The following is a 26,811-nucleotide window of genomic DNA, read 5'->3' as shown; positions in this document are numbered from 1 at the left end:
GCCCATTCCGGCCAACTCCGGCCAGTCCGGCGTCTGCGGGCACGCGAAATCGCCGGAACACGTCCATTTCACAGGGAAGCTTCCGGCGATTTGGCGCTCTTCCCGCGACTTCGAAGACGGGATGCGGGTGAGCACGCAGGCGGGCGGGCACAACAAAGCGGGCGACACCTCCCCAGGTGTCGCCCGCCCTTGGCTCTGTTGCGCAGAGTCCGCGTCCCTGTTGCAGATCAGGGACGCTGCCGGCCGAACACCGGGAGCGCGCGGAGCCAACGGGAGAACCCGCCGGCTTTGCGGTCGCAGTCGGCCGGAATGTAGAAGTCCGGATCTGTCGCACCAAAGGGCAGGTACAGTTCCTGGCCCGGCGCCGGGAATTCCACGACGCTGTTCGTATCCTTCGAGTCCATCTGTTCCTCCTCATTCTTGTGCGCAGTTTCCGCTCTTCGGAAAACTTTTATTGTTATGTGGAAAGTCTAAGCAGTCGGCGATCGAGCCGTCAAGACCCCCGAACCAGCCACGGGAAGTTGCCCCGGTCACATTCGGATAGTTCATAACGATCCCCGGAGGCCCATGTACACAAAGCGAAATCATGCGCTACTCTCGAATGAGTTCGTGGCGTAGGTCACGTAACCTGAGAGCAGCAGGCAGGGTCGTAATGAGCTGGCATCCATGGATGCCGGCTCTTTTTTGTTGGGTCGGCGCCACCAGAAACGCAGTGGAAACACGCGCTTAATTTCATTGATGGAACGTAGGTTCCACCGCACAGAAGTTGGGATATGACCATGAGCAACAACATCGTCCTCGGCGAAAACCAGTACGGCAAGGCAGAAGTCCGCGTCGTCAAGGTCACTCGGGATACAGATCGCCACCACATCGAAGACCTGAACGTCACCTCGCAGCTGCGGGGCGATTTCCAGGCCGCACACCTTGAGGGCGACAACGGCCACGTCGTTGCCACCGACACGCAGAAGAACACCGTCTACGCGTTCGCCCGTGAAGGCATCGGCTCCCCCGAGTCCTTCCTCCTGCGCCTCGCAGACCACTTCACCGGTGGATTCGACTGGGTTACCGGCGGCCGCTGGGAAGCCGAGGCCTACGCCTGGGACCGCATCCAGGCCCACGGCGAGGGTCACGACCACAGCTTCGTCCGCAACGGACAAGAGGTGCGTACCGCCGTCGTCGTCCGTGATGGCGCAACCACCCACGTCGTCTCCGGCCTCAAGGACCTGACCGTCCTGAAGACCACACAGTCCGGCTTTGTCGGCTACCCGCGCGACAAATACACCACCCTGCCGGAGACCACCGACCGCATCCTGGCCACCGACGTATCCGCCCGCTGGCGCTACAACACCAACCTGGACGTCTCAAGCACCGACTTCAACAAGAGCTACGACGACATCAAGGCACTCCTGCTCGAAGGCTTCACCGAGAACTACTCCCACGCACTGCAGCAGACGCTGTTCGACATGGGCAAGAAGGTCCTGGAAGCACACAGCGAAGTTGCCGAGATCAAGTTCTCCATGCCCAACAAGCACCACTTCCTGGTTGACCTGAGCCCGTTCGGCCTGGACAACCCCAACGAGGTCTTCTTCGCCGCGGATCGCCCGTACGGCCTCATCGAAGCAACCGTCCAGCGCGAAAACATCGAGGCTGCACCCGTTGCCTGGAGCGGCATCGCCGGCTTCTGCTAAACCGCACCACCCTTCGGAGTTCTTGTACAGGTAATGCCCTTGAGCGCCCCCTTTAGAGGCATTACCTGTACAAAACCCGACCCCAAAAACCCCACAACCAAAGATTTTGTTAGCCAGACACAGTTAGCCAGACGAAGACGTCTGCCATGAACCCAGAAAGTCTGCCATGAACATCAAGAAGAAGTCCCGCCCCGCGAATACCACCTCGTCCAGCGAGCCACAGCGGAACCGTCCGGAGCGGCCCGAGGACAAGCGCCTCTCCATCGGAAGCACCTTCGCCTACGGTTTCCAGCACGTGCTGACCATGTACGGCGGAATCATCGCCCCGCCGCTGATCATCGGTGCAGCCGCCGGCATGTCCTCGCAGGATATCGGCCTCCTGATCGCAGCCTGTTTGTTTGTGGGCGGCCTGGCCACCATCCTCCAGACGGTCGGCATCCCGTGGTTCGGCTCCCAGCTCCCGCTGGTCCAGGGTGTTTCCTTCGCCGGCGTTTCCACCATGGTGGCAATCGTCCAGGGCGGCGGCGGAATCCAGGCGGTGTTCGGTTCAGTGATCGTGGCGTCGCTGATCGGCTTGGCCATCACTCCTCTGTTCTCCAAGATCATCAAGTTCTTCCCGCCTGTGGTTACCGGCACGGTGATCACCACCATCGGCCTGACACTGATGCCGGTCGCCGCGAACTGGGCCATGGGCGGCAACGCCAAGGCTGACAACTACGGCAGCATTGCCAACATCGGACTCGCAGCAGCCACCATGGGCGTGGTCCTTCTCCTGAGCAAGGTCGGCAACGCCGCCATCTCCAGGCTCTCGATCCTGCTGGCCATGATCATCGGCACCATCATCGCGTTGATCGCCGGCATGGCAGATTTCTCCAAGGTTGGCCAGGGCGACATCGTCGCTTTCCCGACCCCCTTCGCTTTCGGCGCCCCGACCTTTGAGATCGCTGCGATCATCTCCATGCTGATCGTCATCCTGGTGACCCTGACGGAAACCTCCGCGGACATCATCGCAGTCGGCGAAATCGTTGACACCAAGGTGGACTCCCGCCGCATCGGCGACGGTCTCCGCGCAGACATGCTCTCCAGCGCCATCTCCCCGCTGTTCAACTCCTTCACCCAGAGCGCCTTCGCCCAGAACGTGGGACTCGTTGCCATTACGGGCATCAAGAGCCGCTTCGTCGTCAGCGCCGGCGGTTTGATCCTGGTTGTCCTGGGCCTCCTGCCGATTCTTGGCCGGGTTGTCGCAGCGGTTCCGACGCCCGTCCTGGGCGGTGCCGGCGTCGTACTTTTCGGTACGGTTGCCGCCAGCGGTATCCGCACCCTCGCCAAGGTCGAATACAAGAACAACATGAACCTGATCATCGTGGCTGCCTCGATCGGCTTCGGCATGATCCCGATTGCCGCCCCGAAGTTCTACGACCAGTTCCCGTCCTGGTTCTCCACGATCTTCCACTCCGGCATCAGCTCGGCCGCAGTCATGGCGATCATCCTGAACATCCTGTTCAACCACTTCAAGGCCGGCAACTCAGAGAACCAGTCGGTGTTCGTTGCGGGCACGGAGCGGGTGGTCACGCCCGAGGACATCAAGTGCCTTGAACATGGCGACCGCTTCGAGAACGGCAAACTGATCGACGCCGACGGCAACGAGGTCCCGCTCAAGAGCACCTCGGCGTCCGAGCACTAGCTCGGTAGCTCGCGGCGAGCAAGCAAGACGGCAGTGTTTCCTTGGGGGCACTGCCGTCTTTCGCCGGCTTAAGAACATGCGCAAAAAACCCCGCCGAGTTGGCAGTTAATGACAATGTTTGCGGGAAACACTGTCATTAAGTGCCAACTCGGCGGGGAAAAGAGCTGGTGCTAGTTTTGGTTGAGCTCCGCGGAGATCGCCAGGGCCGCCTCCCGCAGCATGGGCACGGCGCGGTCCGCGAAGCTCTGGTCCACGCGGGTGATGGGGCCGGAGACGGAGATGGCGGTGGGCGTCGGAGCGTTGGGCACGGCCATGGCGAAGCAGCGCACGCCGAGCTCCTGCTCTTCCTCGTCAATGGAGTAGCCACGTTCGCGGATGAGCTTCAGGTCCGCCAGCAGGGAGTCGATGTCCCCGATGCTCTTGGCCGTGGGGGTGGGCATGCCGGTGCGGGCAACGATGCCCCTGACCTGGTCGTCGTCCAACTGGGCGAGGATGGCTTTGCCCACGCCGGTGTCATGCGTGTGGGCGCGGCGGCCGACCTCGGTGAACATGCGCATGGAGTGCATGGACGGGACCTGGGCTACGTAGATGACCATGTCGGAATCGAGGACGGCCATGTTGGACGTCTCGCCGAGCCGCTCCACCAAGGTCTTCAGCTGGGGACGGGCCACCGCACCGAGCTGCTTGCTGGCACCTTCGCCCAAGCGGATGAGCCTCGGGCCCAGGGCATAGCGGCGGTTGGGCAGCTGGCGGATGTAACCCAGCGAAACCAGCGTGCGCAGCAGGCGGTGGATAGTGGGCAGGGGCAGGTCAGTGGACGACGAAAGTTCGCTCAGGGTGACATCGCCGCCCGCGTCCGTGATCAGTTCCAACAGTTCAAAGACGCGCTCAACGGACTGCACGCCTCCGGAGGCTTTTTCAGCCATTCCCTTGTCTCCAATGACTCAGATTCCGACAACTCTTATCCGCATCGTGAAAAGAATTGCTTAGAACACCCAAGATACAGCACGAGGCGCACCTCCGCGATGACACCGAACATGACCAAGCAAGGGGTTGTGTTTCCACTTTGTAGATAATAATATCCATAATACGAAAACATTCAGTTTGGAACGGCGGCCCGGGAACGGGCCTTACAGGAGGAATTTCAATGGCGAATCCGAGCCCCGGAAACTCGATCACCCTGCGCGTCGCCGCACCGTCGAGCTTCACCGCTACCAGTGAGCTGGCAGCAGCCGTCGGCGCAGCCGGTGCCGCAATCACCGCCCTGGACGTCACGGAATCCCACCACGAGACCATCGTTGTCGACGTCACCTGCAACACCACCGACGACGACCACGCAGCACGCGTCAAGGACGCCTTGAACGCCCTCGACGGCGTCACCGTCCAGCACGTCTCGGACCGCACCTTCCTCATGCACCTCGGTGGCAAGCTCGAGGTCGTCCCCAAAGTAGCCCTGCGCAACCGCGACGATCTTTCGCGTGCCTACACTCCCGGCGTCGCGCGTGTCTGCATGGCTATCGCAGAAGACCCGGCCGCCGCCCGCAACCTGACGGTTAAGCGCAACACCATCGCGGTCCTCACGGACGGATCGGCCGTGCTGGGCCTTGGCAACATCGGCCCCGCCGCCGCGCTTCCGGTCATGGAAGGCAAGGCTGCGCTGTTCAAGCAGTTCGCCAACGTCGACGCATGGCCTGTCTGCCTGGACACGCAGGACACCGAAGAGATCATCAAGATCGCCAAGGCAATGGCCCCCGTCTACGGCGGAATCAACCTCGAGGACATCGCCGCGCCGCGCTGCTTCGAGATCGAGAACCGCCTCCGCGAAGAACTGGACATCCCGGTCTTCCACGATGACCAGCACGGCACCGCGATCGTTACCCTGGCAGCCCTGGTCAACGCGCTGCGCGTCGTGGACAAGAAGCTGTCCGAGGTCAAGATCGTGGTTTCGGGCGTCGGCGCTGCCGGCTCGGCCATCATCCAGCTCCTCAAGGCCCAGGGCGCGCAGCACATCATCGCCGCCGGCCGCTCGGGCGCCATCCACTCGGGCGAGAAGTACGACGACGAACACCGCAGCTGGATTGCCGCGAACACCAACGAAGAGGGCTTCTCCGGATCCCTCCACGACGCCCTCAAGGGTGCGGACGTGTTCATCGGCGTCAGCGCCCCGCACGTGATCGGCGAAGAGCAGGTCGCTTCGATGGCCGAGGACGCGATCGTCTTCGCCATGGCCAACCCGACGCCGGAAATCGATCCCGTGATCGCTTCCAAGCACGCAGCAGTGGTTGCCACGGGTCGCAGCGACTTCCCGAACCAGATCAACAACGTGCTGGCCTTCCCGGGGTTCTTCCGTGGACTGCTGGACGCCGGGGCTTCGGACATTACGCCGGACATGCTGGTCGCCGCCGCAGAAGCCATCGCCAACCGGGTAGCTGACGAGGAGCTGAACGCGAGTTACATTATCCCCAGCGTCTTCGATCCGCATGTTGCCGCCGATGTAGCGACCGCCGTAGCCAACGCTGCGCACGCCAACGCCGCCAGCGCTCTCTAGTACCGGCGCATACAAGAAAAAGGAATCCGCTCACATGGCTATAACAGTCACCGATCCCCGGCCGATCGATCGCGCCGAGGAAATCCTCACCCCCAAGGCCCTGGCCTTTATCGAGGAACTCCACAAGAACTTCGCAGGCACCCGCAACGAACTGCTCCAGGCCCGCAAGGCCAAGCGCCAGAAGGTTGCCGAGACCAGCCGCTTGGACTTCCTCCCGGAGACCCGGGAAATCCGCGACGGCGACTGGAAGGTTGCCGAGGCACCGGCAGCTTTGCAGGACCGCCGCGTTGAGATGACCGGCCCGGCGACCCCCGCCAAGATGGCCATCAACGCCCTCAACTCCGGCGCCAAGGTGTGGCTCGCCGACCTCGAAGACGCGTCCACCCCCACGTGGCCCAACGTCATCGACGCGATCCTCAACCTGCGCGACGCCGCCCAGGGAACCCTGAGCTACACCTCCCCCGAGGGCAAGGAATACCGCCTCCGCACGGACGCTCCCCTGGCCGTTGTTGTGGCCCGCCCGCGTGGCTGGCACATGGAGGAGAGCCACCTGCTGATCGACGGCGAACCGGCTGTCGGCGCGCTGGTGGACTTCGGTTTGCACTTCTTCCACATCGCCAAGCAGTTGCTCCTCAACGGCCACGGCCCGTACTACTACCTGCCCAAGATGGAGAGCCACCTCGAAGCACGCCTGTGGAACGACGTCTTCGTCTTCGCCCAGGACTTCCTCGGCATCCCCCAGGGCAGCATCCGCGCCACGGTCCTCATCGAGACCATCCCCGCCGCCTTCGAGATGGACGAGATCCTCTACGAACTGCGCGACCACGCCTCAGGCCTGAACGCCGGCCGTTGGGACTACCTCTTCAGCATCATCAAGTACTTCCGTGATGCCGGCGAGGAATTCGTCCTCCCCGACCGCGCCACCGTCGCCATGACAGCCCCGTTCATGCGCGCCTACACCGAACTCCTGGTCAAGACCTGCCACAAGCGCGGAGCCTTCGCCATGGGTGGCATGGCCGCCGTCATCCCCAATCGCAAGCAGCCGGACGTCACCGCCGCGGCCTTCGAAAAGGTCCGTGCCGACAAGACCCGCGAAGCAAACGATGGCTTCGACGGTTCGTGGGTTGCGCACCCTGACCTGGTGTCCACGTGTCGCGAAGTGTTCGACTCCGTCCTCGGCGACCGCCCGAACCAGATCGACAAGCAGCGCCCCGAGGTGAACGTCACTGCCGAGCAGCTGATCGACGTCGCCTCCGCCGGCGGTACCGTCACCGAAGCCGGCCTGCGCCTGAACCTCTACGTCGCCGTCGCCTATACCGGCGTATGGATCTCCGGCAGCGGCGCGGTGGCCATCCACAACCTGATGGAAGACGCCGCGACGGCGGAAATCTCCCGTTCGCAGGTGTGGCAGCAGCTGCGCAACAAATCCATCCTCGCGGACACGGGCAACACGGTCACGCGCGAGCTCGTCACCCGCATCCTCGGCGAAGAGACCGAGCGCCTGCGCATCGAATTCGGCGACGAGAACTTCACCAAGTACTACGAGCCCGCGTCCAAGCTGATCGAGGACATCTGCCTCTCCGACGAGTACACGGACTTCCTCACCACGCCCGCGTATGAGCTGGTGGGCTGAGATGGGTTCGTTCTCCTCTTCCGATCTGGCCCACATCGAGGACCAGCTCGCCGCCACGGACCAGTTGCTTGACCGCAACTACCCGGGCGACGACGGTTCCCGCCAGCCCATCCATACCGTCTACGTCCCCGCCGACCGCTTCACGCCCACCTTTGTGGCTGATTGGGGTGCCCAGGCACTCGCGACGGCGGAGGCCCACGGCGGCCTCGAAAAGCTGGGACAGCTGCTGGGCCAGGAGCCCGACCTCGCTGCCGCTGTCGCGGCCCGGGTTGCTGCTAAGCTCGCTTCCGAGCCCATCGAGGACCTCCGTCTGGACTTCGAAGACGGCTACGGTGACCGGGGCGACGAGGCAGAAGACGCCGACGTCGTTGCTGCCGCCAAGGCCGTTGCCGCTGCGGTTGCGGCCGGTACGGCTCCGCCCTTCATGGGCATCCGCTTCAAGTGCTTCGAGGCCCCCACCCGGGCCCGTGGTCTTCGGACGTTGGACTTGTTCGTTACCACGCTGGCTGAGGCCGGGGAGCTTCCCGCAGGGCTGATCCTCACCCTGCCCAAGGTCACCACGGTGGCCCAGGTCCAGGCCATGGACTACGCGGTCTCCCGCCTTGAGGAAGTCCTCGGACTCCCCTCCGGCCGGCTCCGCTTCGAGGTGCAGGTGGAAACCCCTCAGCTCATCCTCGGCGCCGACGGAACCTCTCCCGTGGCACAGCTGCCGCACGTGGTCCCCGGCCGCATCAGCGCACTGCACTACGGCACCTACGACTACAGCGCATCCCTCGGCATCTCCGCGGAATACCAGTCCATGGAACACCCCGTGGCCGACTTCGCCAAGGAAGTCATGCAGCTCGCCGTTGCCGGCACGGGCATCCGCCTCTCCGACGGCTCCACCAACATCATCCCCGTGGGTGACGCAGTGGAAGACGCCTGGAAGCTGCACGGCCGACTGGTCCGCCGCTCCCTGGAGAACGGCTACTACCAGGGCTGGGATCTCCACGCCGCCCAGCTCCCCAGCCGTTTCTCGGCGTCGTACGCTTTCTACCGCGAAGGCTTGCCCGCCGCGGCGCTGCGCCTGCGCAACTACGTCGAGCGGACCGAAGGCGGCGTCATGGACGAGCCCGCCACCGCCCGTGCGCTTGCCGGATTCGTCCTCCGCGGCGTCCAGTGCGGCGCAGTGGGGACCGACGAGGTCAAGGCGCTTGCCGGCGTCGAACTTCCGCAGCTGACCGCACTGGCGCACCCGCGGCTCGCACAACCGACTTCCCACTGATTAGGAGCACCTTGATGGGCAACTATTACTACCCCACCGGTGGCTTGCCGCCGCAGACCCACCTGACCACCGAGCGGGCCATCGTCACAGAGGCCTACACCGTGATTCCCAAGGGCGTCCTCACGGACATCGTGACCAGCAACCTGCCGGGCTTCACCAACACGCGGTCCTGGATCATCGCGCGTCCGATCTCCGGCTTCGCCACCACGTTCTCGCAGCTGATCGTGGAGATCGCTCCGGGCGGCGGCGCTCCGAAGGCGGAGTTCGAGCCGGGCGTCGAAGGCGTTGTTTTCGTCACCAAGGGCCAGCTCAACCTGACCCTCGACGGCGAACTGCACCACCTCGAAGAGGGCGGCTACGCCTACCTCGCCGCCGGTGCGGAGTGGGGCGTGGAGAACGTCTCCGACGACATCGTGTCCTACCACTGGATCCGCAAGGCCTACGAGCGGCTCGAGGGCTACGAGGCGAAGTCCTTCGTCACCAACGAGAAGGACATTGAGCCCACGTCCATGCCGGACACCAATGACGTCTGGAAGACCACGCGCTTCACGGACTCCAGCGACCTCGCGCACGACATGCAGGTCAACATCGTCACGTTCCAGCCCGGCGGCGTGATCCCCTTCCCGGAGACCCACGTCATGGAGCACGGCCTGTACGTCCTGGAGGGCAAGGCCATGTACCTGCTCAACAACGACTGGGTCGAGGTTGAGGCCGGCGACTTCATGTGGCTGCGCGCCTTCTGCCCGCAGGCTTGCTACGCCGGTGGTCCGGGCGAGTTCCGCTACCTGCTGTACAAGGATATGAACCGCCAGGTGAAGCTGACCTGATTTACGCCGAGATCGCCGGAACGCTGCCCTTTCGCAGGGAACGTTCCGGCGATTTCGTCGTTTTCCGGCGAAGTCGGCCGTTTGTCCGCGCGGCTGCTAACCCGCCGCGCCGAGATCGCGGGAACGCTGCGACTTCGCAGGGAAGGTTCCAGCGAAGTCGCGATCTTCCAGCGAATTCGCGGGCAGCATGGCCGAGTTCGCGGGAACACTGCGGGAACCGCGGACGAGGCACTTCGGTAGAGTGCACCCATGGATGACAAAGCAACGTTGCTCAACTATCTCCGCACCCGCCGCCAGGACCTTCTCGGCAAAGTCGAGGGCCTCAGCGAATACGACGCCCGCCGGCCCATGACGCCCACGGGAACCAATCTGCTGGGCTTGGTGAAACATGTGGCCAGCGTGGAGCTCGGCTACTTTGGGGAAACGTTCGGACGCCCCAACGGTCGCGATCTCCCCTGGTACGAGGACAACGCAGAGCCCGATGCCGATATGTGGGTTCCGGCAAACGAGAGCATGCAGGACATCATCGACCTCCACCACTTCTCCGCCAAACGCAGCGACGAAACCATCGAGGCTCTCCCCTTGGATGCCCCCGGTGTCGTCCCGTGGTGGTCCGAGGAAAAGAAGAACGTCACCCTGCACCAGATCCTGGTCCACATGTGTGTCGAGACGGCCCGCCATGCCGGACACGCGGACATTATCCGGGAACTCATTGACGGCCAGGCCGGGCAAAGGCCAAATGACCCCAACATCCCTGAACGAACGGCAGACGAACTGGCCGCCCACCGTCAGCGCATAGAAGAAGCTGCCCTGGAAGCAGAAGGAGGGCTCTAGCGAACCCTTCAAGTCCCCTGCCCGCCGCCACGCAAACTTGATCCGAAATTGAGCTAATCGAAAAGGTTCCTTGATATAGCCGCGCCACGCTGGATTCAAGCGGAAGACCAAACCAGAGGCCTTCCGACAACGAATTTCCGGTATGGAACACAAAGACGTGGGGGAACCAATGGAACAGGCAGCAGCTCCAACAGAAGTAAGGGCAGTCCGGGGCATCATCCAGGACCAGAACCCCGTCGACTTCTACGCTTTGGGCGTCGCAGGATGCATCGACAGGCTCGCCGCACCGCTCCGCCGGGCCGGGGTCACCGTCCACTGGCAGACTCCCCACCACGGCATCGAGATCTCTTCCTCCGCGGCGGCCCTGCTCTATCACGTGGCCCAGGAAGCCTTCAGCAACACGTTGAACTACGCGAACGCCTCTGAACTGACCGTCCGCCTCAACGCGGTGTACCACGGGATCCAACTCACCATTACGGACGATGGCGACGGCTTCGAGATCCACGCTGCACCCAGCGGCCGCCGTCACGGTTTCGGGCTGCTGCTGATGTCCATTGCAGTTCACGACGCCGGCGGGACAGTCGACATCGACTCCAGCGTTGGGCGGGGCACCAGTGTGCGGGTGACGCTGCCGCTGGATTGAGTCCGTTTTGGGACCTTTATTGGGTACCTGACCCATGGAACAGCTGACGATCCGGACGTATTCTGTAGCTACTTTTCAGCCTGGCATCCCCTACGGATTGGCACGAAAATGGCGCGGAACAGCAAAGGACCCCTGGGTCTGGGCAAGGTCCTGCTGCGGGTCTTGGCGTTTTTCGTCGTGAGCCTGCTCTGCGGGGTGTTGATCTCCGGCTTCGTGGTCCCGGTGGTTGCCTTCACCAGCACGACAGTGGGCGGATCCATAGGGTTCTACGAAAGCCTTCCCAGTGAGCTGGATGTGGAGTCACCCTCCCTTTCCAGCAAGGTGGTCACCGCGGACGGCCAACTCATCGCGACGTTCTACGCAGAGAACAGGGTCAAGGTTCCCCTCGAGGATATGTCGCCCTTCATCCGCGAAGGGATCGTGGCCATCGAAGACAGCCGCTTTTACGAGCACGCCGGTGTTGATGCACACGGAATCATGCGTGCCTTGACGTCCAACTTGACCAAGGGAACCAAACAGGGCGCCTCCACGCTGACGCAGCAGTACGTGACCAATGTGCTGAATGAATCACGGCTCTCGCAAGGCCGCCCGGAGGATGTAGTACTCAGCGGCGAAAAGACCGTGGGAGACAAACTGCGCGAGATCAAGCTTGCCCTGGAGCTGGAGAAGCGATTCACCAAGGACCAGATCCTCGAGGGATACCTGAACATCGTGTTCTTCAACCGGAATGCCTATGGCATCGAAGCCGCGTCGCGGTACTTCTTCAGCACCTCCGCGGCGGACCTGACGCTCCCCCAGGCTGCATTGCTGGCCGGGTTGGTGAACGGACCCAGCATCTACGATCCCACCGTGGACCCCGCCGCGGCGTTGGCACGGCGGAACCTTGTCCTTGACCGGATGCTGGAGCAAAAGATGATCACGGCCGTGGACCATGGGGTTGCAGTGGCCACTCCCGTGGAATTGCAGATTACCCCGTCCCTGCAAGGCTGCGCCGGAGCTGCGATCGCCACCTATTTCTGTGATTACGTATCGCACCTCATCCTCAACGACGAGGCCTACGGTGATACTGTCCAGGACCGTGAGAGGCTGCTCTACCGGGGCGGGCTCACCATCACCACCACCTTGGACAGCAGGCTGCAGGCAGTCGCACAGCAACAGGTGGACGCCTCCGCCGGCGACAACACGGACAAGTGGGGCGCTGCGATGACCACGGTGCAGCCGGGCACGGGCAAGATCCTCGCAATGGCACAAAATACAGTCTTCGTCCCCCAGGACGGAAAGTTCGATACCCAACTGAACTTCAACGTCGATGCCAAAGATGAGAACGGCTATGACCTCAACGGGGCCGGAGGATTCCAGCCCGGCTCCACCATGAAGCCGTTCATTTACGCCGAGTGGCTCAACGAAGGCAAGAACCCCACTGCTGTGGTGGATGCCTCCCGGAGGGTCTACCCCGTGGGCTTCCCCTGGCGTTCCAGTTGCGGCAAGGTGCTGGGCGGCTACAGCACCGCGCAAAAAGCACAGAACCTTGGGGCGGATGACGATCTCCAGAACAACGACCCCGGCTACTACCGACCCATGCCGATCAATTACGGCCTCTACAACTCCATCAACACGGCAACCTTCGCCACCGCAGCCCAGCTGGACTTCTGCGGAATCCAGCGCATGGTGGACACTGTTGGCCTTCACAGCGGTTTGGATAATGCACCGATCAACATGCACCAGATCGGCAACCTCCTGGGCTCCATCGGCGTCGCGCCTGTCATCCTGGCGAGCGCCTACGCAACCTTCGCCAACGACGGCACCTACTGCGAGCCCATCGCCATCACGGGGATCAGCGACGCCCAAGGACGGGAATACGAAGCCCAAACGCCCGACTGCCGCGACGCCGTCAAGCCGGCCGTCGCGCGCGGCGTCAACGCCGTCCTGCAGGACGTGCTCAAGCTGGGTTCCGGCGTCTACATCGAACCGAAAGTCCAGAGCCGGGTTCCGGTAGCGGCCAAGACCGGCACGTCCAACAACAACGGTGCCACCTGGGTGGCCGGGTACACGACGACGCTCGCCACGGCGTCGTTCTTTGGAGACACGACGGCGGGACAACAGCGGGCGGGTCAAAACGTCACCATCAACGGGAAGTTCTACAAGTCCTTGGACGGCTACATGATCGCCGGCCCGCAGTGGGCCAATTACATGATGGAAGCCACGGCACTCTACCCGAGCGGGCCGTTCCCGGCACCAGCTCCCCCGCCCGCACCACAGCCCAGCACTTCTCCTCCCGCGGCGCGGTAAGCCGGGGGCCCCTGCGTTGCGAGGCCTGCTCTGCGCCCCAAGGTGTCTCCCAAGCACGCAAAGCAGGCCGCACAACTAGCGTGCGTACCGCCGCGCGAAGTTCCGGAGCACCCGCATGGGTTCCCTTACGGACGTCTCCCGGGCAGCTGCCATGAGCGCATCGGCTTCGTGGGGCGGAAAGTACCCTGCGTTCTTGTAGATGTTGATACGGGTAATGAGGCCATCGGCGTCGAGCTCCGGATGGAACTGTGTGGCGTAGAGGTTGTTCTTGATCCGAAACATATGAACGGGGCACGCCGCTGAGCTCGCCAACAACACCGCGTGGCCCGGGAGTTTGCTGCATGCCTCTTTGTGCCCGACGAACGCCTCGAAGGTCAATGGGACACCCTGCAGCATGGGATCCCGTTCCCCTTCCGCAGTCAGCCTGATCTCCGTGGCGCCCACCGGTTCACCGAAGCGCCGGTCGATGAGAGCGCCTTGGTGTACTCCCAGCGTTCCGACGCCGTAGCAGGCACCCAGGAAAGGGAAGTCCTCAGCCACGATCCGGTCCAGCAGGGCCGAGAGCTCAGCTTCGACACGAATCTGGTCAGGGCTCTTGTCCTCCACAGGGTCGCTGGATGTGTACGGGCTCCCGCCGACGATCACCCCGGAGTAGTCCGCCAGATCGACGGGCGGCATGGGGCCGGATTCCAGGCGGACGCGGACAAGTTGGGGCTCCTCCAAGCCGCAATAGCGCAGGTAGGCCTGGTATTCATCATCGGCTGCGGCGTCTTCGGCGCGGGTGGCCAGCAGGAGGAACGGCTTCACAGGCCCAGTGTGCGGGAGGTTGCCTGCAGATTCCAAGTGCTGGGTGGGTCTGACAGACACTCCCTCCGCAGGCTTTCGTTGCGTAGCGTTGTGATTGTTCGCGCTAACGCCCCGAAACGCGACCCACACCAAAGGAGACGTCTTTGACGCAGGACCCTGCCGCGGCAGACACCCAGCAAGCGCCCAGGCCGGAGGAGGCGACATCCCGGGACCAGCCAGCAAGCCACCGGCCGGCCAAGATCCCGTGGGGTGGCCTGTTGGTGCTTGCAGCTGCCGGCTTCACCGCGGTAACAACGGAACTCCTGCCCTCCGGGTTGCTGCCCCAGATCAGCCGGGACCTGGGCGTGGAGGAATCAGCCGTAGGTTCACTGACGGCGGTATACGCGGCCATTATCGTGTTCACTGCCCTGCCCCTCTCGCGTTTCCTGGCCGGAAGGTTGCCCCGGAAAACCCTGCTGATAGCGACCGTCCTGGCCTTTGCGCTGAGCAATGTCCTGCTGGCATTGAGCCCCGCCTTGGGGTGGGCCATCGGTGCCAGGCTTCTTGGCGGCATCGCACACGGCATGCTGTGGTCCAGCATGGCGCCCTTCGTGGCACGAATCGTTCCGGCCCACTCCGTTGGCAAGGCCATGGCGGTTGTGTTCAGCGGCAACAGCATCGCACTCGCCGTGGGCGCTCCGATCGGCACTCTCATGGGATCGCTGATGACGTGGCGGGCATCCTTCCTCGTCCTTGCGGGAGTAGGTGTGCTCTTGGCGGTGCTTGCTTTCTGGCTTCTTCCCGGAGCCCATGATCACGGCAGCCGAAATGTTCCGTCACTGCGGGCGGCAATGAAACTGCCGGGTGTGGTCGCCATCGCCATCGCCTGGCCCCTGCTGTTACTGGCCCATTTCACGCTCTTCACCTACGTTGCGCCGTTCCTGCTCGCATCAGGTCTTCCTGAATCCGCTACCAGCCTGTCCCTCTCCGTGGTGGGAGTGGCCAGCCTGGTGGGCATCTGGATTGCCGGCATGACCGCTGACTCGCACCCGCGGCGTTCGGTGATTGCCGCCGTCGTCCTTTTGACGCTGGCTTTCGCCCTGCTGCCTGCGGTGGGCGGCACCTGGGTGGGCGCTTTTGGCCTGATGACATTGTGGGGAATCGCGTTCGGTGCCGTAGGTATCTACAACCAGGCGGCGATCCTGCGCGCGGGCGGAGAGCACAAGGACGCTGCCAACGGTCTCACGGTGGTGACCATCCAACTGGGCATCGCCGTCGGCGCTGTGTACGGCGCATTCGCCCTCACGAGCTTCGGCGCCCAACTGGTTCCGCTGGCAGCTGCGATTCCGACGGCGATAGCGCTGGCGATCATCATCGCCAGCCGCCGCGGCGGCTACCCTGCCGGGCCGCGGGAGAAGCGCCGTTAACATCCTTGAAACATGCCAGTGACCTGATCTTCACGAACCGGAGATTTCTGTAACTTATCTGCAACTTTGCTCTTCTGAGTCGGAAACATAGCTCACCGAATATTGATCGGGGGGCTAGCGAGGGCCGGATTCGTCCAGCCCGTTTCGGACAGGCTTGATAAGAAGGGAACGCAGGTGGAGATCTCTGCGCAGAACGTCTGGATGATGTTGTCGGCGGCAATGGTGCTCTTCATGACCCCGGGCCTCGGTTTGTTCTACGGCGGCATGACCCGCGCCAAGGCAGCACTGAACATGATCATGATGAGCTTCATCTCGGCCGGCATCGTGGGCGTCGTGTGGGTCCTTTGGGGCTACTCGATGACCACCGGCGACGGCTTCCTTGGGCTGTTCGGCAATCCCTTCGCGCACTTCGGCCTGCAGGACCTCGTAGGCACCCCCGATCTCATCAAGGCAACCTTCGCTGCGACCTTCGCCATCATCACCGTCGCACTCATCAGTGGTGCCATCGCCGACCGGGCCAAGTTCGGAGCCTGGGCGCTGTTCGTGCCGATCTGGGTCACCGTTGTGTACTGCCCCTTGGCCTACATGGTGTGGGGCGGCGGCCTGATGAGCGCCGGCGGTGCAATCACCGATGTCTTCGGCCAGGTGATCGACTTTGCCGGTGGCGCAGTAGTTGAGGTCAGCTCGGGAACAGCCGCTTTCGTCCTCGCATTGATCGTGGGAAAGCGTCACGGATTCGCCAAGGACCCCAACCACCGCCCGCACAACGTCCCGTTCATCATGATCGGCGCAGCAATCCTCTGGTTCGGCTGGTTCGGCTTCAACGGCGGTGCCGCGACCACAGCCGAACAGGCCGGCCTGATCTGGGTCAACACGCTGGTAACTCCTGCCGCGGCGATGCTCAGCTGGCTCGTCGTCGAGAAGATCCGTCACGGCCACCCCACGTCCCTGGGCGCGGCATCCGGCGTCGTTGCCGGCCTCGTGGCCATCACCCCCTCCTGCGCCAACATCACCCCGCTGGCCGCTGTTGGCCTGGGCCTTGTGGCCGGAGCTGCCTGCGCCGTGTTCGTTGATTTGAAGTACAAGTTCGGCTTCGACGACTCCCTTGATGTGGTGGGCGTGCACTTCGGCGCCGGCGTCATCGGCACCCTTTCCCTCGGCTTCATCGCCTTCCCTGTTGACGGGGTTGGCGGCGGCCTCTTCTACGGCGGCGGCCCCCAGCAGCTCATCGCGCAGACCGTGGCTGTCATCATCACGATCGCCCTGTCCGGCCTGGGCACCCTGGTGATCGGCCGGATCATCAACAAGACCATCGGCTTCCGCGTTCCGCACGAGCACGAGATCACCGGAGTCGACCTCACGCAGCACGCCGAGTCCGCCTACGAGTTCGGGCTCACCGCGCACGGCCACTTCCGCCAGCAGCAGGCACACCTGTCGGCGTTGATCACGCGGAAGCCTGCCGCTTCCCGGTCCGTCGAAGCCAAGGAAGACAGCCTGGCCTGACGCCACCACAACCTAAACAGCAGCCGACGGCGGGACCCGGGTTCCGCCGTCGGCTGCTGTTGTGCGCGAACCAGTTGGATCAGCCGGAGCCGTTCCACAGGCGCTGCCACCACGTGCGTTTGATGTCCGGAGCGGGTTCCGGTTCCGCTGGTGCTGAGGCCGCTCTGCGCTGCCGCCACCGCTCAACCTCCGAGTCCACGTCCCGGAGCTTTGTGATCACCGGAGGGCCGCCCTGCAACTGACGCCTGGCTTCGATGACCCTCTTGTTGAAGTCTTCCAGGATGTCCCGGACCTGTTTTTCGGTGTATTGCTGGTCCAGCTTTTCGTCGAGTTCGGCGTCTTCAATCCGCAGCAGGATGGCTGGAGGGCCGATCCCGCTCAGGCGTTCACGCTGGATGAGGCCCTTGACCCACCAGTCAGGATCGTAGTGCTCGCCGAGCCCGGGAATCGGTTTGCCCGCGTACTTCAGGTTGTCGAATTTCCCTTGGTTCATGGCATCGCGGATCAGGTATTCAACGCGGGCGGCGTCATCGACCTTCCGGCGTTTCTCGCGTTCCTCAGCCTCCGCGGCTTCGAGCTCGGCGTCTTCCTGCGCGTTGCCGCCCCAGCCGCGAACGGCACGAAGTTCCGCCCCGCGTTCGAGCCTCCGCCTGAAAGCGTTGTTCCCGTCATTCACTGTGTGGGCCACCTCCTCGAACGGCAGCCCTCGTCTGCCGGAATTCGTGGTTCTACGTCCAGTATTCCGCACCTTTCAATGGTTAATCCCGTACCCACGGCGGCGTGATTGAAACCACTGGGCGAAGCGTGTGCCGCCACCACCTGCTTTGGCACGAAACTGCCCCGACACGCCGTGGGTACGGCGCGTCGGGGCAGTTTCGCGGCCCAAAGTGGGTGGCGGCGGCGCGGGCCGGCCGGGCTCGGCCGCGCCTGACTTAGCGGACGGCCATGCTCGGGTCCAACTGCTCGATTCCCTCGGGCGTTACCAGGACCACGCGGGCCGTGCAGATGTCGTAGAACAGCCCCGTTGCCTGCACCTGCCCTGACGCCAATGCGGGTCCCGTGACGGGGTGCTCGGACAACTTACCCAGCTGGATGGCCACATTCACCATGCTCAACTGATCCAGGCGGCTGAAGCCCTCGACTTCGGCGGCACGGGCTACGGGGTGTCCGGCAAGGAGCGCCTGATAGCTGGGCCGTGCGTGCTCAAGCCAGGTATCGAACCCGCGCCCCAATCCAGCATCCGAACCCTCGGCATCCGCGATCACAGCTTTCATGGCTCCGCAATTGGAGTGGCCACAAACGACGATCGAGTCCACGGACAAGGCCTTCACCGCGAAGGCCAGCGTTGAGTCGATCGAAGCGTCGTGGTCATCGCTGCACACTACGTTGCCAATGTTCCGCAGCGTGAGCAGATCGCCGGGGCCGCTGCTGGTGATCAGGTTGGGATTCACGCGTGAATCGACGCAGGCCACGAACAAGGTGTCAGGATTTTGTCCCTCGGTGAGGTCCTGTACCAACGGCCGGACCTTGTCTGCGTGCCGGCGATGGTATTTGTCGATGCCCAGGAGGATGGACCGCAGCGGCGGGTGGGGGTCGCCGTCGTCGTTGTTCCTCTGGGCTGCCGCGTCCGCCGCCTGCCACGTCGTGCGCGGGGGAAGCGGAAATTCGCGCGGTTCCTGGCGCTGCGGCGTGTTGTCCTCTGCGTCGGTGAAGGCGGTGGTGCCGTGTTCCTCCACCACCACGGTCGCGCCGCTGTTCCGCTGCTGTTTCTCCCAGGCCACCAGGGATTCGCGGAAAGCGTGGTCGAGGTAGTCGGCGTTGAGTTCCACCACGGCGTCCTGGCCTTCGGGAACGGAGTGGAGGACCCGGTTGAGCCGGGGCAGCGCGAAGAAGCTGCACGAGCCGGCGATGGTCACCCGCCACGGCAGGCCGGTCCCGGCTGGGGCGTGCGCCTGGATCTGCGCCCGGAGCACCCTCCACAGCACGCACAACGCGGCGAGGGCCAGGCCAATGATGACCCCCTCCAGCAGATTCAGGACCACAACGCAGACCACGGTGACGGCATAGACCAGCAGATCACCGGTGCGAAGACTGGTGCGGATGTCGGCCACCTTGATGAGCTTCGCGCCGATCACCAACAGCAAACCTGCCAGGACGGACAGCGGTATCAGCTGGATGAGGCCCGCGAACAAGGCGGAGAACACCAGGACCCACACGCCGTGCAGGATGGCGGATGTCCGGCTCTTCGCGCCGGCTTCAACGTTGGTGGCGCTGCGGACGATCACGCCGGTCACTGGCAGGCCACCGAGCATGCCGGAGACCATGTTCGCCGAGCCTTGGCCGACGAGTTCGCGGTTGAGGTTGGTGCGGATCCCGCCATGCATCTTGTCGACGGCGACAGCGGAGAGCAGGGACTCGATGCTGGCAATCAGCGCCACGGTGATGACGGCCATGGCGGCGGCGCGCCAGTTACCGTCGGGCAGGCTGGGGAGGGCGACGGCGTCGAAAATCGAACCGCTGAAGCTGATCCGCTCCACGCCCGGCGCCACTGCAACGGACAGCGCCGTGACGGCAACGACGGCGGCAAGCGGCCCTGGCACTTTTCGCACCGCGGCGGGAAGGAACTTCCAAGACAGCAGGATCGCGACGACGGCAAGCCCCAACAGCGCCGAGTGCAGCTCGACGTTGGTGACGGCGGCAGGGAGCGCGGTGAGGTTTTCGACGGCGGACCCTGCGGCTTGCCCGCCGAGCAGCACATGGAGTTGCTGCAAAATGATGGTGATTCCGATGCCCGCGAGCATGGCCTTGACCACCACCGGCGACACTGCCAGCGCGGCACGGCCGATACGGCTGACACCCATGAGCAACTGCACGACGCCGGCACCCACCGTGATGGCGCACGTCACCTGCCAGCCGAACTCGGCAACCAGACCGGCGACGACGACGGTCAGCCCCGCGGCGGGGCCGCTCACCTGAAGTGGGGAGCCCCCAAGGCTGCCGGCGACAATTCCGCCCACGGCCGCGGCAATGAGGCCAGCCATGATGGGCGCTCCGGAGGCGGCGGCGATACCCAGGGACAGCGGGAGGGCTACGAGGAAGACCACCAGCGATGCGGGGAGGTCGGCGCCGAGGTTGCTGAGGAAGCTGGGCTTTCCAGTGCTGGGCTTGCTGGTTTCCGGTCCCGGCGGGCTGTGGGAGTCGGCGGGGATGGTGGCGGATTCGTTGGATTGGGGCATTGGGTTCTCCTGGCTCGGGATCTGACCCTTCCAAGCTACGGAATCTGTCATGCCCAGTGACAAGCAGATGTGACTCGCATGACAAAAGTTGTGAAGATGCGGTGTCATGTGGCGACAAAGGGGAACTTTTGCGGGGGGTGGGCTCGTTGGGGGCTGTCGGCCTTTGAGCCCCCGACGGACACAATGCGTCCCGCATCACATTTTCCTGATAGTTGGCTGTAAGCTTCGCTGGTTGACGCGATAGTCGCGCACCGGATTTTGGGGGGTTGAGCATTGGCTGCTCAGGGTACATTGATGACTTTTGCTGGGGGCGCGGGGAGGCGTCTTGCTGCCGGATTCCTGGCCTTGATCACGATGGCGACGGTCCTCGTAGGCGTCGCAGCCGAGCCAGCCCAGGCAGACATCGTGTCAGAGCGAATAACGGCGCCTAACACCGGCGGGATGGTTTTCAACAGTGCTTCCAATAGCGCCTACGTACTTGATCCGAAGGGCGGGTCGATAACGAAGGTCGACCTCACGACCAAAGCCACCACAAGCATCCCAGTCGCCAACTATCCCCGATACCTAGCGGTCAACAAGAAAACAAATAAGATTTATGTGGCCCATTTAAGCATTGGTTCCGTGAGCGTTATTGACGGTGCAACCAACATCACCGCTGAACTCGCATCTGGCACGTCGCCTAGTTCCATGGAAGTGAATGAAGCAACAAACAAAATCTACATCGCGTACAGAGACGGTGTGATGATTATCGACGGTGCCACCAACTCCTCTACGATCGTGCCGTTGACCATACCAGATAACGCAAAGATGGCACTGAACTCGATCACAAACAAACTATATGTGACAGGTTTCTTGGATTCAGAAATCGCTGTGATTGATGGAGTAACCAACGAAGTTTCCAACATCGACATCGGCGCCCGCGGTGACTTAGTTGTAGTTAATGACTCAACAAACAAGGTCTACGTCAGCCAAGCCAGCACGCACTCAATTGTTACTATAGATGCAAAGAATAATACGGTCACCACAGTTCCCGTGGAGGCTACGACCATCCACGGGATGGCAGTGAATCGTAAGACGAACCGCGTCTACGTGACCAACTGGCCGGGCAACAGCATCATAGCCCTCGATGGCGCAACAAATTCCGTTGAGTATCTTCCTCTAAGTGAATATAACCATTTTGCAGATATTGCCGTCAATGAGGCAACAAATAAGGTGTATGCAAGCAGTGGCGCAAGAAACTACGTATCTGTCTTCGATGGCATAACCGGCGCTGAGGGGAAAATACCAGGAGTCGGCGGACCCCGAGATCTGGCGATCAACGAAGCCACCAACAAGATCTATGTCGCTGATGTGCTGGGTGGCTCCGTGGCTGTCATCAATGGCAAGAATGTGAGTCCAACCATCACATCCGGCGCTCCGCCGACAACCGGCCGGATCGGCGAAATGTACAGATTCAGGTTTACGGCCACCGGATCGCTGACACCGCAGTTCAAGGTCGCAGATGGCAAGCTCCCCCCAGGACTTACTCTGGAGTCCTGGAACCCGGACGGATACCTGTCAGGGATCCCCACCTCCGCCGGCATCTTCACTTTTCGTATAGCGGTCACAAACACGTATGCGCCTGATGCCGTGAGTCCACCTTTCACCATCACCGTCAAACCCGACGACATTAGGCACGACTTCACGGGCGACAGAAACCCAGATGTCCTTTCCCGCGATGGGTACGGAAATCTCTGGCTATATCCTGGTCAGGGCAACGGCGGCTGGCTCCCCCGGCTCCACGTGGGCGTCGGATGGAATGTGATGACATCCATCGTGGCCCCCGGTGACTTCAATGGTGATGGAAGAGCCGATCTATTGGCGCAGGACGGCAGCGGCATACTTTGGCTCTACCCCGGCAATGGGCGCGGCGGCTGGCTTCAAAGAGTCCAAGTCGGTCAGGGATGGACTTCGATGAGCGCAGTAACCGCAGTCGGGGACCTCAATCTGGATGGTGCCGCGGATTTGGTAGCACGCGATCCCGACGGCTACCTCTGGCTATACCCAGGGAGCGGAGCCGGCGGCTGGCTGGAACGGAGCCGACTAAGCAACGGGTGGCAAGTATTGACGGCACTCGTGGGGTCAGGCGACTTCGACGGCGACGGCAACGTGGACCTCCTGGCTACCGACGCAGGCGGTACGTTACGCCTCTATAGCGGTTCCGTAGCCAGATATGACCTCTACACTTACAGCAGCTTCCATGGGCCAACCCAAGTAGGCTACGGCTGGAACGCCATGACCGCGATCGTCGGCCCCGGCGACTTCAACGGCGACGGCAACGTGGACCTCCTGGCTCGCGACGCGGGCGGCGCCCTGTGGCTCTACCCCAGCAACGGCCAAGGAGGCTGGCTCCCCCGCGGCATGGTGGGGTCCGGCTGGAACACCATGAACCTGATCATCTAGCAAGCGAAGACAAAAGCAAGCGAACGACGGCGGGCACCTCCCGCCGTCGTTCCTTTTCCGCCCGCAGCTAAACTAAGGGTCCTTAGAATAGGCTGGGTCCATGAGCGCACCCGACCCCCAGCCCGTACACATCAGCTCGGTCCCTGTACAGCTCCAAGCCCTGGAGCCGTTGCTCCACCAAGTGCACGCCGCAGTGGGTGATGTTCCGGCGTTGCTCAGCATCGCAAAGGACGTTGGGCAAACAGCTCCCATGCCCGGCGAAGGCAACACGGCCAAGCTATGGGAACTCCTCGCCTCAGTAACGGCGGTGGATGTGGCCGCGGGGCGGGTCCTTGAGCCCCACTTGGATGCCCTCGCGATCCTGTCCCAGTCCGGCGTCGAAACCGACACCGTAGGTGCATGGGGAGTCTTCGCCGCCGAGGGTCCGGGGATGAAACTCGAAGCCAAGGGGACCGCAAACGGCAGCTTTGTCCTCAGCGGCTCCAAACCATGGTGCTCGCTGGCCCAGTACTTGGACGGCGCCCTCATCACAGCGCACCTTCCGGACAACGGCGCACGGGCCGCGTTCGCTGTGAACCTGAAGAACCCTGGTGTGACGGCAGAGACCCCTGCCTGGACAAGCCGCGGCCTGCAGGAAATCCCCAGCGGAACAGTTCACTTCGACAACGTTCCGGCCATCCCCGTCGGCGGCGATGATTGGTACTTCAAGCGCTCCGGATTCGCATGGGGTGGCATGGGAGTGGCCGCATGCTGGCTGGGCGGCGCTGTCGCAATAGCAAGGGACTTCGCCACGGCACTCACGAAAGCCGCAGCCAGTGGCCGCGAACCGGACCAGATTGCGTTGGCCGCTTTGGGAGACATCGACCGCACCATCAGCGGAGTCATCGGCTACCTCGCCCAGACAGCCGAACGCATCGACGCCGGCGAGGCGTACGCCGTCGAGCCCGACGCCGAGGCCGATCCCGACGACGCCACCCATGACAACCCAAGCCCCTGGAGCGATGCCCTGCGTGTCCGCGGAACTGTAGCGGCCGCCGTCGAGCGCGTCCAAACCTTGGTGACGCAGAACCTGGGCCCCGGCCCGCTGGCGTTCGATGAGGCCTACGGAAAGCGCATGGCGGACCTGTCCTTGTACATCCGGCAGCACCATGCCATGCGCGACGACGCCCAGCTGGGCGCCTTGACGCTGAAGGGGGACCGTAGTTGGTGACCTTTACGCACGCCGATGCCGGCACCGCCGAGGCCGATTGGGCGCGCAGCGGCGTCGCCGCCCTCCCCGAGCTCGCCTTGGACCATGACGAACTCGCGGGCATGACGTTCGTAGTGCTCGCGGCGCATCCGGACGATGAAACCCTCGGCGCGGGCGGCTTGGTCGCCAAACTGCACGCTGCGGGCGCGGACGTGAGATTCGTGCTCTGCACTGCCGGGGAGGCGTCGCACCCGGAATCGCCCACGACGACGGCGGAGCAGCTTGCCGCTGTCAGGCTCACAGAGTTCGACGCGGCCGTGTCCGGGCTGGCTCCCAGCGCGGACTGGCGGTTTTTGGAACTGCCGGACGGACAACTGGCAGCCAACGCGGACCGGATCTCGGCCGCGGTGCGGGAGGTCATTTCATCATCAGGGCGGCCGGCGGAAAACGTGGCCATCATTGCCCCCTACCGTTCGGACGGACACACCGACCACGACACCCTTGGCTCGACGGCTGCGGAGGTCGCCACAACCGGCGGCCACGGCTTGCTGGAATACCCCATCTGGTACTGGCTGTGGGCGGGCCCGGACGACGGATCGTGGCGTGAGTGGGTCCGGGTACCGCTCTCGGCCGCCGAGCAGGAGGCCAAAGCCATCGCCATGAGCGCCCACGCCTCACAAACGGAACCCCTGTCTGCAGAGCCCGGCGATGAGACCCTGCTTTCAAGCACCTTCCTGGAGCACTTCGGCAGGTCGTGGGAGACCTTCGTGTGGCACCCTTCCACGGCTGGCAACAACAGCGCCAAGGATGCGGAGCGGATTTTCGATGAGGTCCACTCCAGGGAGGCAGACCCCTGGAGGTACACCACCAGCTGGTACGAACGGCGGAAGCGCGCACTGACCCTGGCCGCTTTGCCCGGGGAATCCTATGAATCGGGCTTGGAACTGGGCTGTTCCATCGGCACACTGAGCCAGGAGCTCGCGGAACGCTGCCGGACTTTCCTCGGCGTCGATGCCAGCAGCACGGCCTTGGAAGAAGCCCGCAAACGCCTCCCCGGACACCCTTCGGCCAGGTTCCGCCATCTCACCGTGCCACATGAGTGGCCTGAGGGTACCTTCGATCTCGTTGTGTTGTCCGAGACCGGTTACTACCTCTCACCGGACGAACTCAACGAACTCCTTGAACGGATCCAGACCTCCACCCGGCCCGGAGGCACGCTGCTTCTGTGCCATTGGCGGCACCCGATCTCCGGCTGGCAGCTCGACGCGGAGGCGGTGCATGCTATGGCCCGGACCACTCTTCAGTGGCCGACCCACGGGCTGTACCGGGAGAAAGACTTCATCCTGGAGGTCCTCGTCGCTCCGGACACGGCGACATGACAACTCCGGCAGCGCAGGGCATCCGGCAGGTGGCTGTGGTGATGCCCGCCCACAACGAGGACAAGCACATCGGCCAAGCGCTTGCTGCGCTCGGAACGGCAGCGGACGCTCTGCAGCAGGCGCGGCCGGAGATTCAAGTCGCCGTCACCGTCGTCCTGGACAGCTGCACTGACCGCTCGGCGGACATCACGGCTGCCTACGTGGCAGGCGATCCCCGGTTCAGTTCGATGAACGTTGCGCTCCGCAGCACGGGGTCCAGCCGGCGCCTGGGCATCCGCGCAGCATTGGCGTCGCTGAACCCGGCTCAGCTGAACCCGGCTCAGCTGAACCCGGCTCAGCTGCAGGCTGGTTCGGTGCAGGCGGTTTGGCTCGCGAATACCGACGCCGACTCCACAGTTCCGGCGAACTGGCTGACCCGCCAGGTTGAGCTTGCTGACGATGGAGCCGATGCCATCCTGGGCTCCGTGGAACCTGACCCGGACGACCTCGACCCATCATTGTTGGGGCGTTGGTTGGAACTGCACCCGTTCCGCGAGGACCACCAGCACATTTACGGTGCGAACCTGGGAGTCCGGGGCTCCGCGTACCTGGCGGCGGGCGGATTTCCCAAACTTCGGGCACACGAGGACCGTGTCCTGGTGGAACGTCTTCGTAGCCATGGATTCCGCGTGGTTGCTACGGACACCACACGCGTCCTGACGTCCGGGCGCACTTACGCCCGCGCCCCTGAGGGCTTCGCGGCCTACCTCCGGGTGCTCGGGAGCGAACTCCCGGCGGCAACGGGCTAGGGCACCAATGCTTTTTCGACGGCGGCAATGGCGGCGGCCGTGATGTTTTCAGGCTCGCCGGATCCATCGACAGTGAGCAGGATTCCGCGCTGCACGTAAGCCGTCAGCACTGCCTGGGTCTCATCCCGATACAACTCCAAACGGCGGTGAATCACATCCTCGGTATCGTCGCGGCGCCCCTGTTCCTTGGCACGAAGCAGCATACGGGCCACCAATTCATCATCCGGCACAGTGAGCGCAAGGACGACTCCCAGAGCCTGTCCCCTCATGGCCAGCAACTCGTCCAAGGCCCCGATCTGCATCACCGTCCGCGGATAGCCGTCCAGCAGGAAGCCATTGGCCGCGTCGACTTCCTCGAGCCGCTGTTTGAGCATGTTGGTGGTGACGTGGTCCGGCACGAACTCCCCGCGGTCCATGTAGGCGCCCGCTTCCAAACCGAGTCCGGTCCTCTCCCGGGCGTGGGCGCGGAACAGGTCCCCCGTTGAGATGGCCGGGACGCCGAAATGCTTGGCGATGTGGACTGCCTGAGTGCCTTTGCCGGAACCCGGGGGGCCCATGATGATGATTCGCGCCATGACACTGGTCCGTTTCGAGAGGCGGCCGGGGCTTTTAACGATACGCCCGCAGCAGCGCGGCCGTCCCGGCGTCGTA

The 26,811-nt window shown here is 63.4% G+C and carries 21 protein-coding genes; 15 read left to right on the top strand and 6 right to left on the bottom strand.

What is annotated here, in order from left to right:
* Window positions 1-227 precede the first annotated feature (227 nt).
* Entirely contained in the window at window positions 228-404 is a 177-nt protein-coding gene (locus tag FDP28_RS20540) for a hypothetical protein (protein WP_018778855.1), read from the bottom strand.
* A 369-nt stretch (window positions 405-773) separates the two neighbouring features.
* Between FDP28_RS20540 and pucL the strand changes: the two genes are divergently transcribed.
* Both pucL and FDP28_RS10490 read left to right on the top strand, forming a co-directional pair.
* A complete protein-coding gene (gene pucL / locus FDP28_RS10495) occupies window positions 774-1,688 on the top strand; it encodes a factor-independent urate hydroxylase (RefSeq protein ID WP_186313586.1) in 915 nt (304 codons plus the stop codon).
* 166 nt (window positions 1,689-1,854) lie between these two features.
* On the top strand, window positions 1,855-3,372 hold the full coding sequence (locus FDP28_RS10490) for a nucleobase:cation symporter-2 family protein (RefSeq protein ID WP_186313585.1): 1,518 nt from the start codon (window positions 1,855-1,857) through the stop codon (window positions 3,370-3,372).
* 170 nt (window positions 3,373-3,542) lie between these two features.
* Here FDP28_RS10490 and FDP28_RS10485 read toward each other — a convergent pair whose 3' ends face one another.
* Window positions 3,543-4,298, bottom strand: a complete 756-nt coding sequence (locus FDP28_RS10485) for an IclR family transcriptional regulator (RefSeq protein ID WP_144661369.1) — start codon at window positions 4,296-4,298, stop codon at window positions 3,543-3,545.
* A gap of 221 nt (window positions 4,299-4,519) precedes the next feature.
* On the opposite strand from FDP28_RS10485, the gene FDP28_RS10480 reads away from it, so the two are divergent.
* From FDP28_RS10480 to FDP28_RS10450, 7 genes are all read left to right on the top strand, one after another.
* Complete coding sequence (locus FDP28_RS10480; protein ID WP_144661368.1) at window positions 4,520-5,920, top strand: NAD-dependent malic enzyme; 1,401 nt, start codon at window positions 4,520-4,522, stop codon at window positions 5,918-5,920.
* A gap of 34 nt (window positions 5,921-5,954) precedes the next feature.
* Entirely contained in the window at window positions 5,955-7,553 is a 1,599-nt protein-coding gene (aceB, locus tag FDP28_RS10475; RefSeq protein WP_144661367.1) for a malate synthase A, read from the top strand.
* Between the two features lies 1 nt (window position 7,554).
* Window positions 7,555-8,817, top strand: a complete 1,263-nt coding sequence (locus tag FDP28_RS10470; RefSeq protein ID WP_144661366.1) for a DUF6986 family protein — start codon at window positions 7,555-7,557, stop codon at window positions 8,815-8,817.
* Window positions 8,818-8,831: 14 nt separating this feature from the next.
* A complete protein-coding gene (locus tag FDP28_RS10465) occupies window positions 8,832-9,644 on the top strand; it encodes a bifunctional allantoicase/(S)-ureidoglycine aminohydrolase (RefSeq protein ID WP_144661365.1) in 813 nt (270 codons plus the stop codon).
* 249 nt (window positions 9,645-9,893) lie between these two features.
* Window positions 9,894-10,478, top strand: a complete 585-nt coding sequence (locus FDP28_RS10460; protein WP_144661364.1) for a DinB family protein — start codon at window positions 9,894-9,896, stop codon at window positions 10,476-10,478.
* A gap of 142 nt (window positions 10,479-10,620) precedes the next feature.
* Window positions 10,621-11,121: a sensor histidine kinase gene (locus FDP28_RS10455; RefSeq protein WP_144661363.1), complete on the top strand. Its 501-nt coding sequence runs from the start codon at window positions 10,621-10,623 to the stop codon at window positions 11,119-11,121.
* Between the two features lie 108 nt (window positions 11,122-11,229).
* On the top strand, window positions 11,230-13,410 hold the full coding sequence (locus FDP28_RS10450) for a transglycosylase domain-containing protein (RefSeq protein WP_144661362.1): 2,181 nt from the start codon (window positions 11,230-11,232) through the stop codon (window positions 13,408-13,410).
* Window positions 13,411-13,485: 75 nt separating this feature from the next.
* On the opposite strand, the gene FDP28_RS10445 is transcribed toward FDP28_RS10450, so the two are convergent.
* Window positions 13,486-14,217 carry a glutamine amidotransferase gene (locus tag FDP28_RS10445; RefSeq protein WP_144661361.1) on the bottom strand — a complete coding sequence of 244 codons (732 nt, stop codon included), beginning with the start codon at window positions 14,215-14,217 and terminating at the stop codon, window positions 13,486-13,488.
* Window positions 14,218-14,456: 239 nt separating this feature from the next.
* On the opposite strand from FDP28_RS10445, the gene FDP28_RS10440 reads away from it, so the two are divergent.
* Both FDP28_RS10440 and FDP28_RS10435 read left to right on the top strand, forming a co-directional pair.
* Window positions 14,457-15,623, top strand: a complete 1,167-nt coding sequence (locus tag FDP28_RS10440) for an MFS transporter (RefSeq protein WP_144661399.1) — start codon at window positions 14,457-14,459, stop codon at window positions 15,621-15,623.
* Window positions 15,624-15,797: 174 nt separating this feature from the next.
* On the top strand, window positions 15,798-17,126 hold the full coding sequence (locus FDP28_RS10435; RefSeq protein WP_144661360.1) for an ammonium transporter: 1,329 nt from the start codon (window positions 15,798-15,800) through the stop codon (window positions 17,124-17,126).
* A 79-nt stretch (window positions 17,127-17,205) separates the two neighbouring features.
* On the opposite strand, the gene FDP28_RS10430 is transcribed toward FDP28_RS10435, so the two are convergent.
* Window positions 17,206-17,802, bottom strand: coding sequence for a DnaJ family domain-containing protein (locus tag FDP28_RS10430; RefSeq protein ID WP_144661359.1), 597 nt, complete (start codon window positions 17,800-17,802; stop codon window positions 17,206-17,208).
* 256 nt (window positions 17,803-18,058) lie between these two features.
* Entirely contained in the window at window positions 18,059-20,362 is a 2,304-nt protein-coding gene (locus tag FDP28_RS10425) for a SulP family inorganic anion transporter (RefSeq protein ID WP_144661358.1), read from the bottom strand.
* Window positions 20,363-20,656: 294 nt separating this feature from the next.
* On the opposite strand from FDP28_RS10425, the gene FDP28_RS10420 reads away from it, so the two are divergent.
* The 4 genes from FDP28_RS10420 (at window position 20,657) to FDP28_RS10405 (ending at window position 26,160) form a co-directional block, all read left to right on the top strand.
* Window positions 20,657-22,804: an FG-GAP-like repeat-containing protein gene (locus FDP28_RS10420; protein ID WP_144661357.1), complete on the top strand. Its 2,148-nt coding sequence runs from the start codon at window positions 20,657-20,659 to the stop codon at window positions 22,802-22,804.
* Window positions 22,805-22,904: 100 nt separating this feature from the next.
* Complete coding sequence (locus FDP28_RS10415) at window positions 22,905-24,014, top strand: acyl-CoA dehydrogenase family protein (RefSeq protein ID WP_144661356.1); 1,110 nt, start codon at window positions 22,905-22,907, stop codon at window positions 24,012-24,014.
* Window positions 24,008-25,372, top strand: a complete 1,365-nt coding sequence (locus FDP28_RS10410; RefSeq protein WP_144661355.1) for a bifunctional PIG-L family deacetylase/class I SAM-dependent methyltransferase — start codon at window positions 24,008-24,010, stop codon at window positions 25,370-25,372. The genes FDP28_RS10415 and FDP28_RS10410 overlap by 7 nt, the downstream gene beginning before the upstream one ends.
* Entirely contained in the window at window positions 25,369-26,160 is a 792-nt protein-coding gene (locus FDP28_RS10405) for a glycosyltransferase family 2 protein (protein ID WP_144661354.1), read from the top strand. The genes FDP28_RS10410 and FDP28_RS10405 overlap by 4 nt, the downstream gene beginning before the upstream one ends.
* Here FDP28_RS10405 and FDP28_RS10400 read toward each other — a convergent pair.
* On the bottom strand, window positions 26,157-26,735 hold the full coding sequence (locus FDP28_RS10400; RefSeq protein WP_144661353.1) for an adenylate kinase: 579 nt from the start codon (window positions 26,733-26,735) through the stop codon (window positions 26,157-26,159). The two genes, FDP28_RS10405 and FDP28_RS10400, sit on opposite strands and share 4 nt — an antisense overlap.
* Between the last annotated feature and the right edge of the window lie 76 nt (window positions 26,736-26,811).

This window comes from Paenarthrobacter nicotinovorans (assembly GCF_007670255.1).
In the GTDB taxonomy this organism is placed as follows: domain Bacteria; phylum Actinomycetota; class Actinomycetes; order Actinomycetales; family Micrococcaceae; genus Arthrobacter; species Arthrobacter nicotinovorans_B.
Note: the sequence above shows the minus strand (reverse complement) of the source record. Positions and strands in the feature narration are given on the sequence as shown.

Bases quoted from the DNA above. Each gene is read 5' to 3' on its own strand.
- FDP28_RS20540 (WP_018778855.1), bottom strand. From the start codon at position 404: ATGGACTCGAAGGATACGAACAGCGTCGTGGAATTCCCGGCGCCGGGC.
- FDP28_RS10405 (WP_144661354.1), top strand. From the start codon at position 25,369: ATGACAACTCCGGCAGCGCAGGGCATCCGGCAGGTGGCTGTGGTGATG.
- pucL (WP_186313586.1), top strand. From the start codon at position 774: ATGACCATGAGCAACAACATCGTCCTCGGCGAAAACCAGTACGGCAAG.
- FDP28_RS10425 (WP_144661358.1), bottom strand. From the start codon at position 20,362: ATGCCCCAATCCAACGAATCCGCCACCATCCCCGCCGACTCCCACAGC.
- FDP28_RS10400 (WP_144661353.1), bottom strand. From the start codon at position 26,735: ATGGCGCGAATCATCATCATGGGCCCCCCGGGTTCCGGCAAAGGCACT.
- FDP28_RS10420 (WP_144661357.1), top strand. From the start codon at position 20,657: ATGACTTTTGCTGGGGGCGCGGGGAGGCGTCTTGCTGCCGGATTCCTG.
- FDP28_RS10460 (WP_144661364.1), top strand. From the start codon at position 9,894: ATGGATGACAAAGCAACGTTGCTCAACTATCTCCGCACCCGCCGCCAG.
- FDP28_RS10490 (WP_186313585.1), top strand. From the start codon at position 1,855: ATGAACATCAAGAAGAAGTCCCGCCCCGCGAATACCACCTCGTCCAGC.
- aceB (WP_144661367.1), top strand. From the start codon at position 5,955: ATGGCTATAACAGTCACCGATCCCCGGCCGATCGATCGCGCCGAGGAA.
- FDP28_RS10480 (WP_144661368.1), top strand. From the start codon at position 4,520: ATGGCGAATCCGAGCCCCGGAAACTCGATCACCCTGCGCGTCGCCGCA.
- FDP28_RS10450 (WP_144661362.1), top strand. From the start codon at position 11,230: ATGGCGCGGAACAGCAAAGGACCCCTGGGTCTGGGCAAGGTCCTGCTG.
- FDP28_RS10455 (WP_144661363.1), top strand. From the start codon at position 10,621: ATGGAACACAAAGACGTGGGGGAACCAATGGAACAGGCAGCAGCTCCA.
- FDP28_RS10415 (WP_144661356.1), top strand. From the start codon at position 22,905: ATGAGCGCACCCGACCCCCAGCCCGTACACATCAGCTCGGTCCCTGTA.
- FDP28_RS10470 (WP_144661366.1), top strand. From the start codon at position 7,555: ATGGGTTCGTTCTCCTCTTCCGATCTGGCCCACATCGAGGACCAGCTC.
- FDP28_RS10465 (WP_144661365.1), top strand. From the start codon at position 8,832: ATGGGCAACTATTACTACCCCACCGGTGGCTTGCCGCCGCAGACCCAC.
- FDP28_RS10485 (WP_144661369.1), bottom strand. From the start codon at position 4,298: ATGGCTGAAAAAGCCTCCGGAGGCGTGCAGTCCGTTGAGCGCGTCTTT.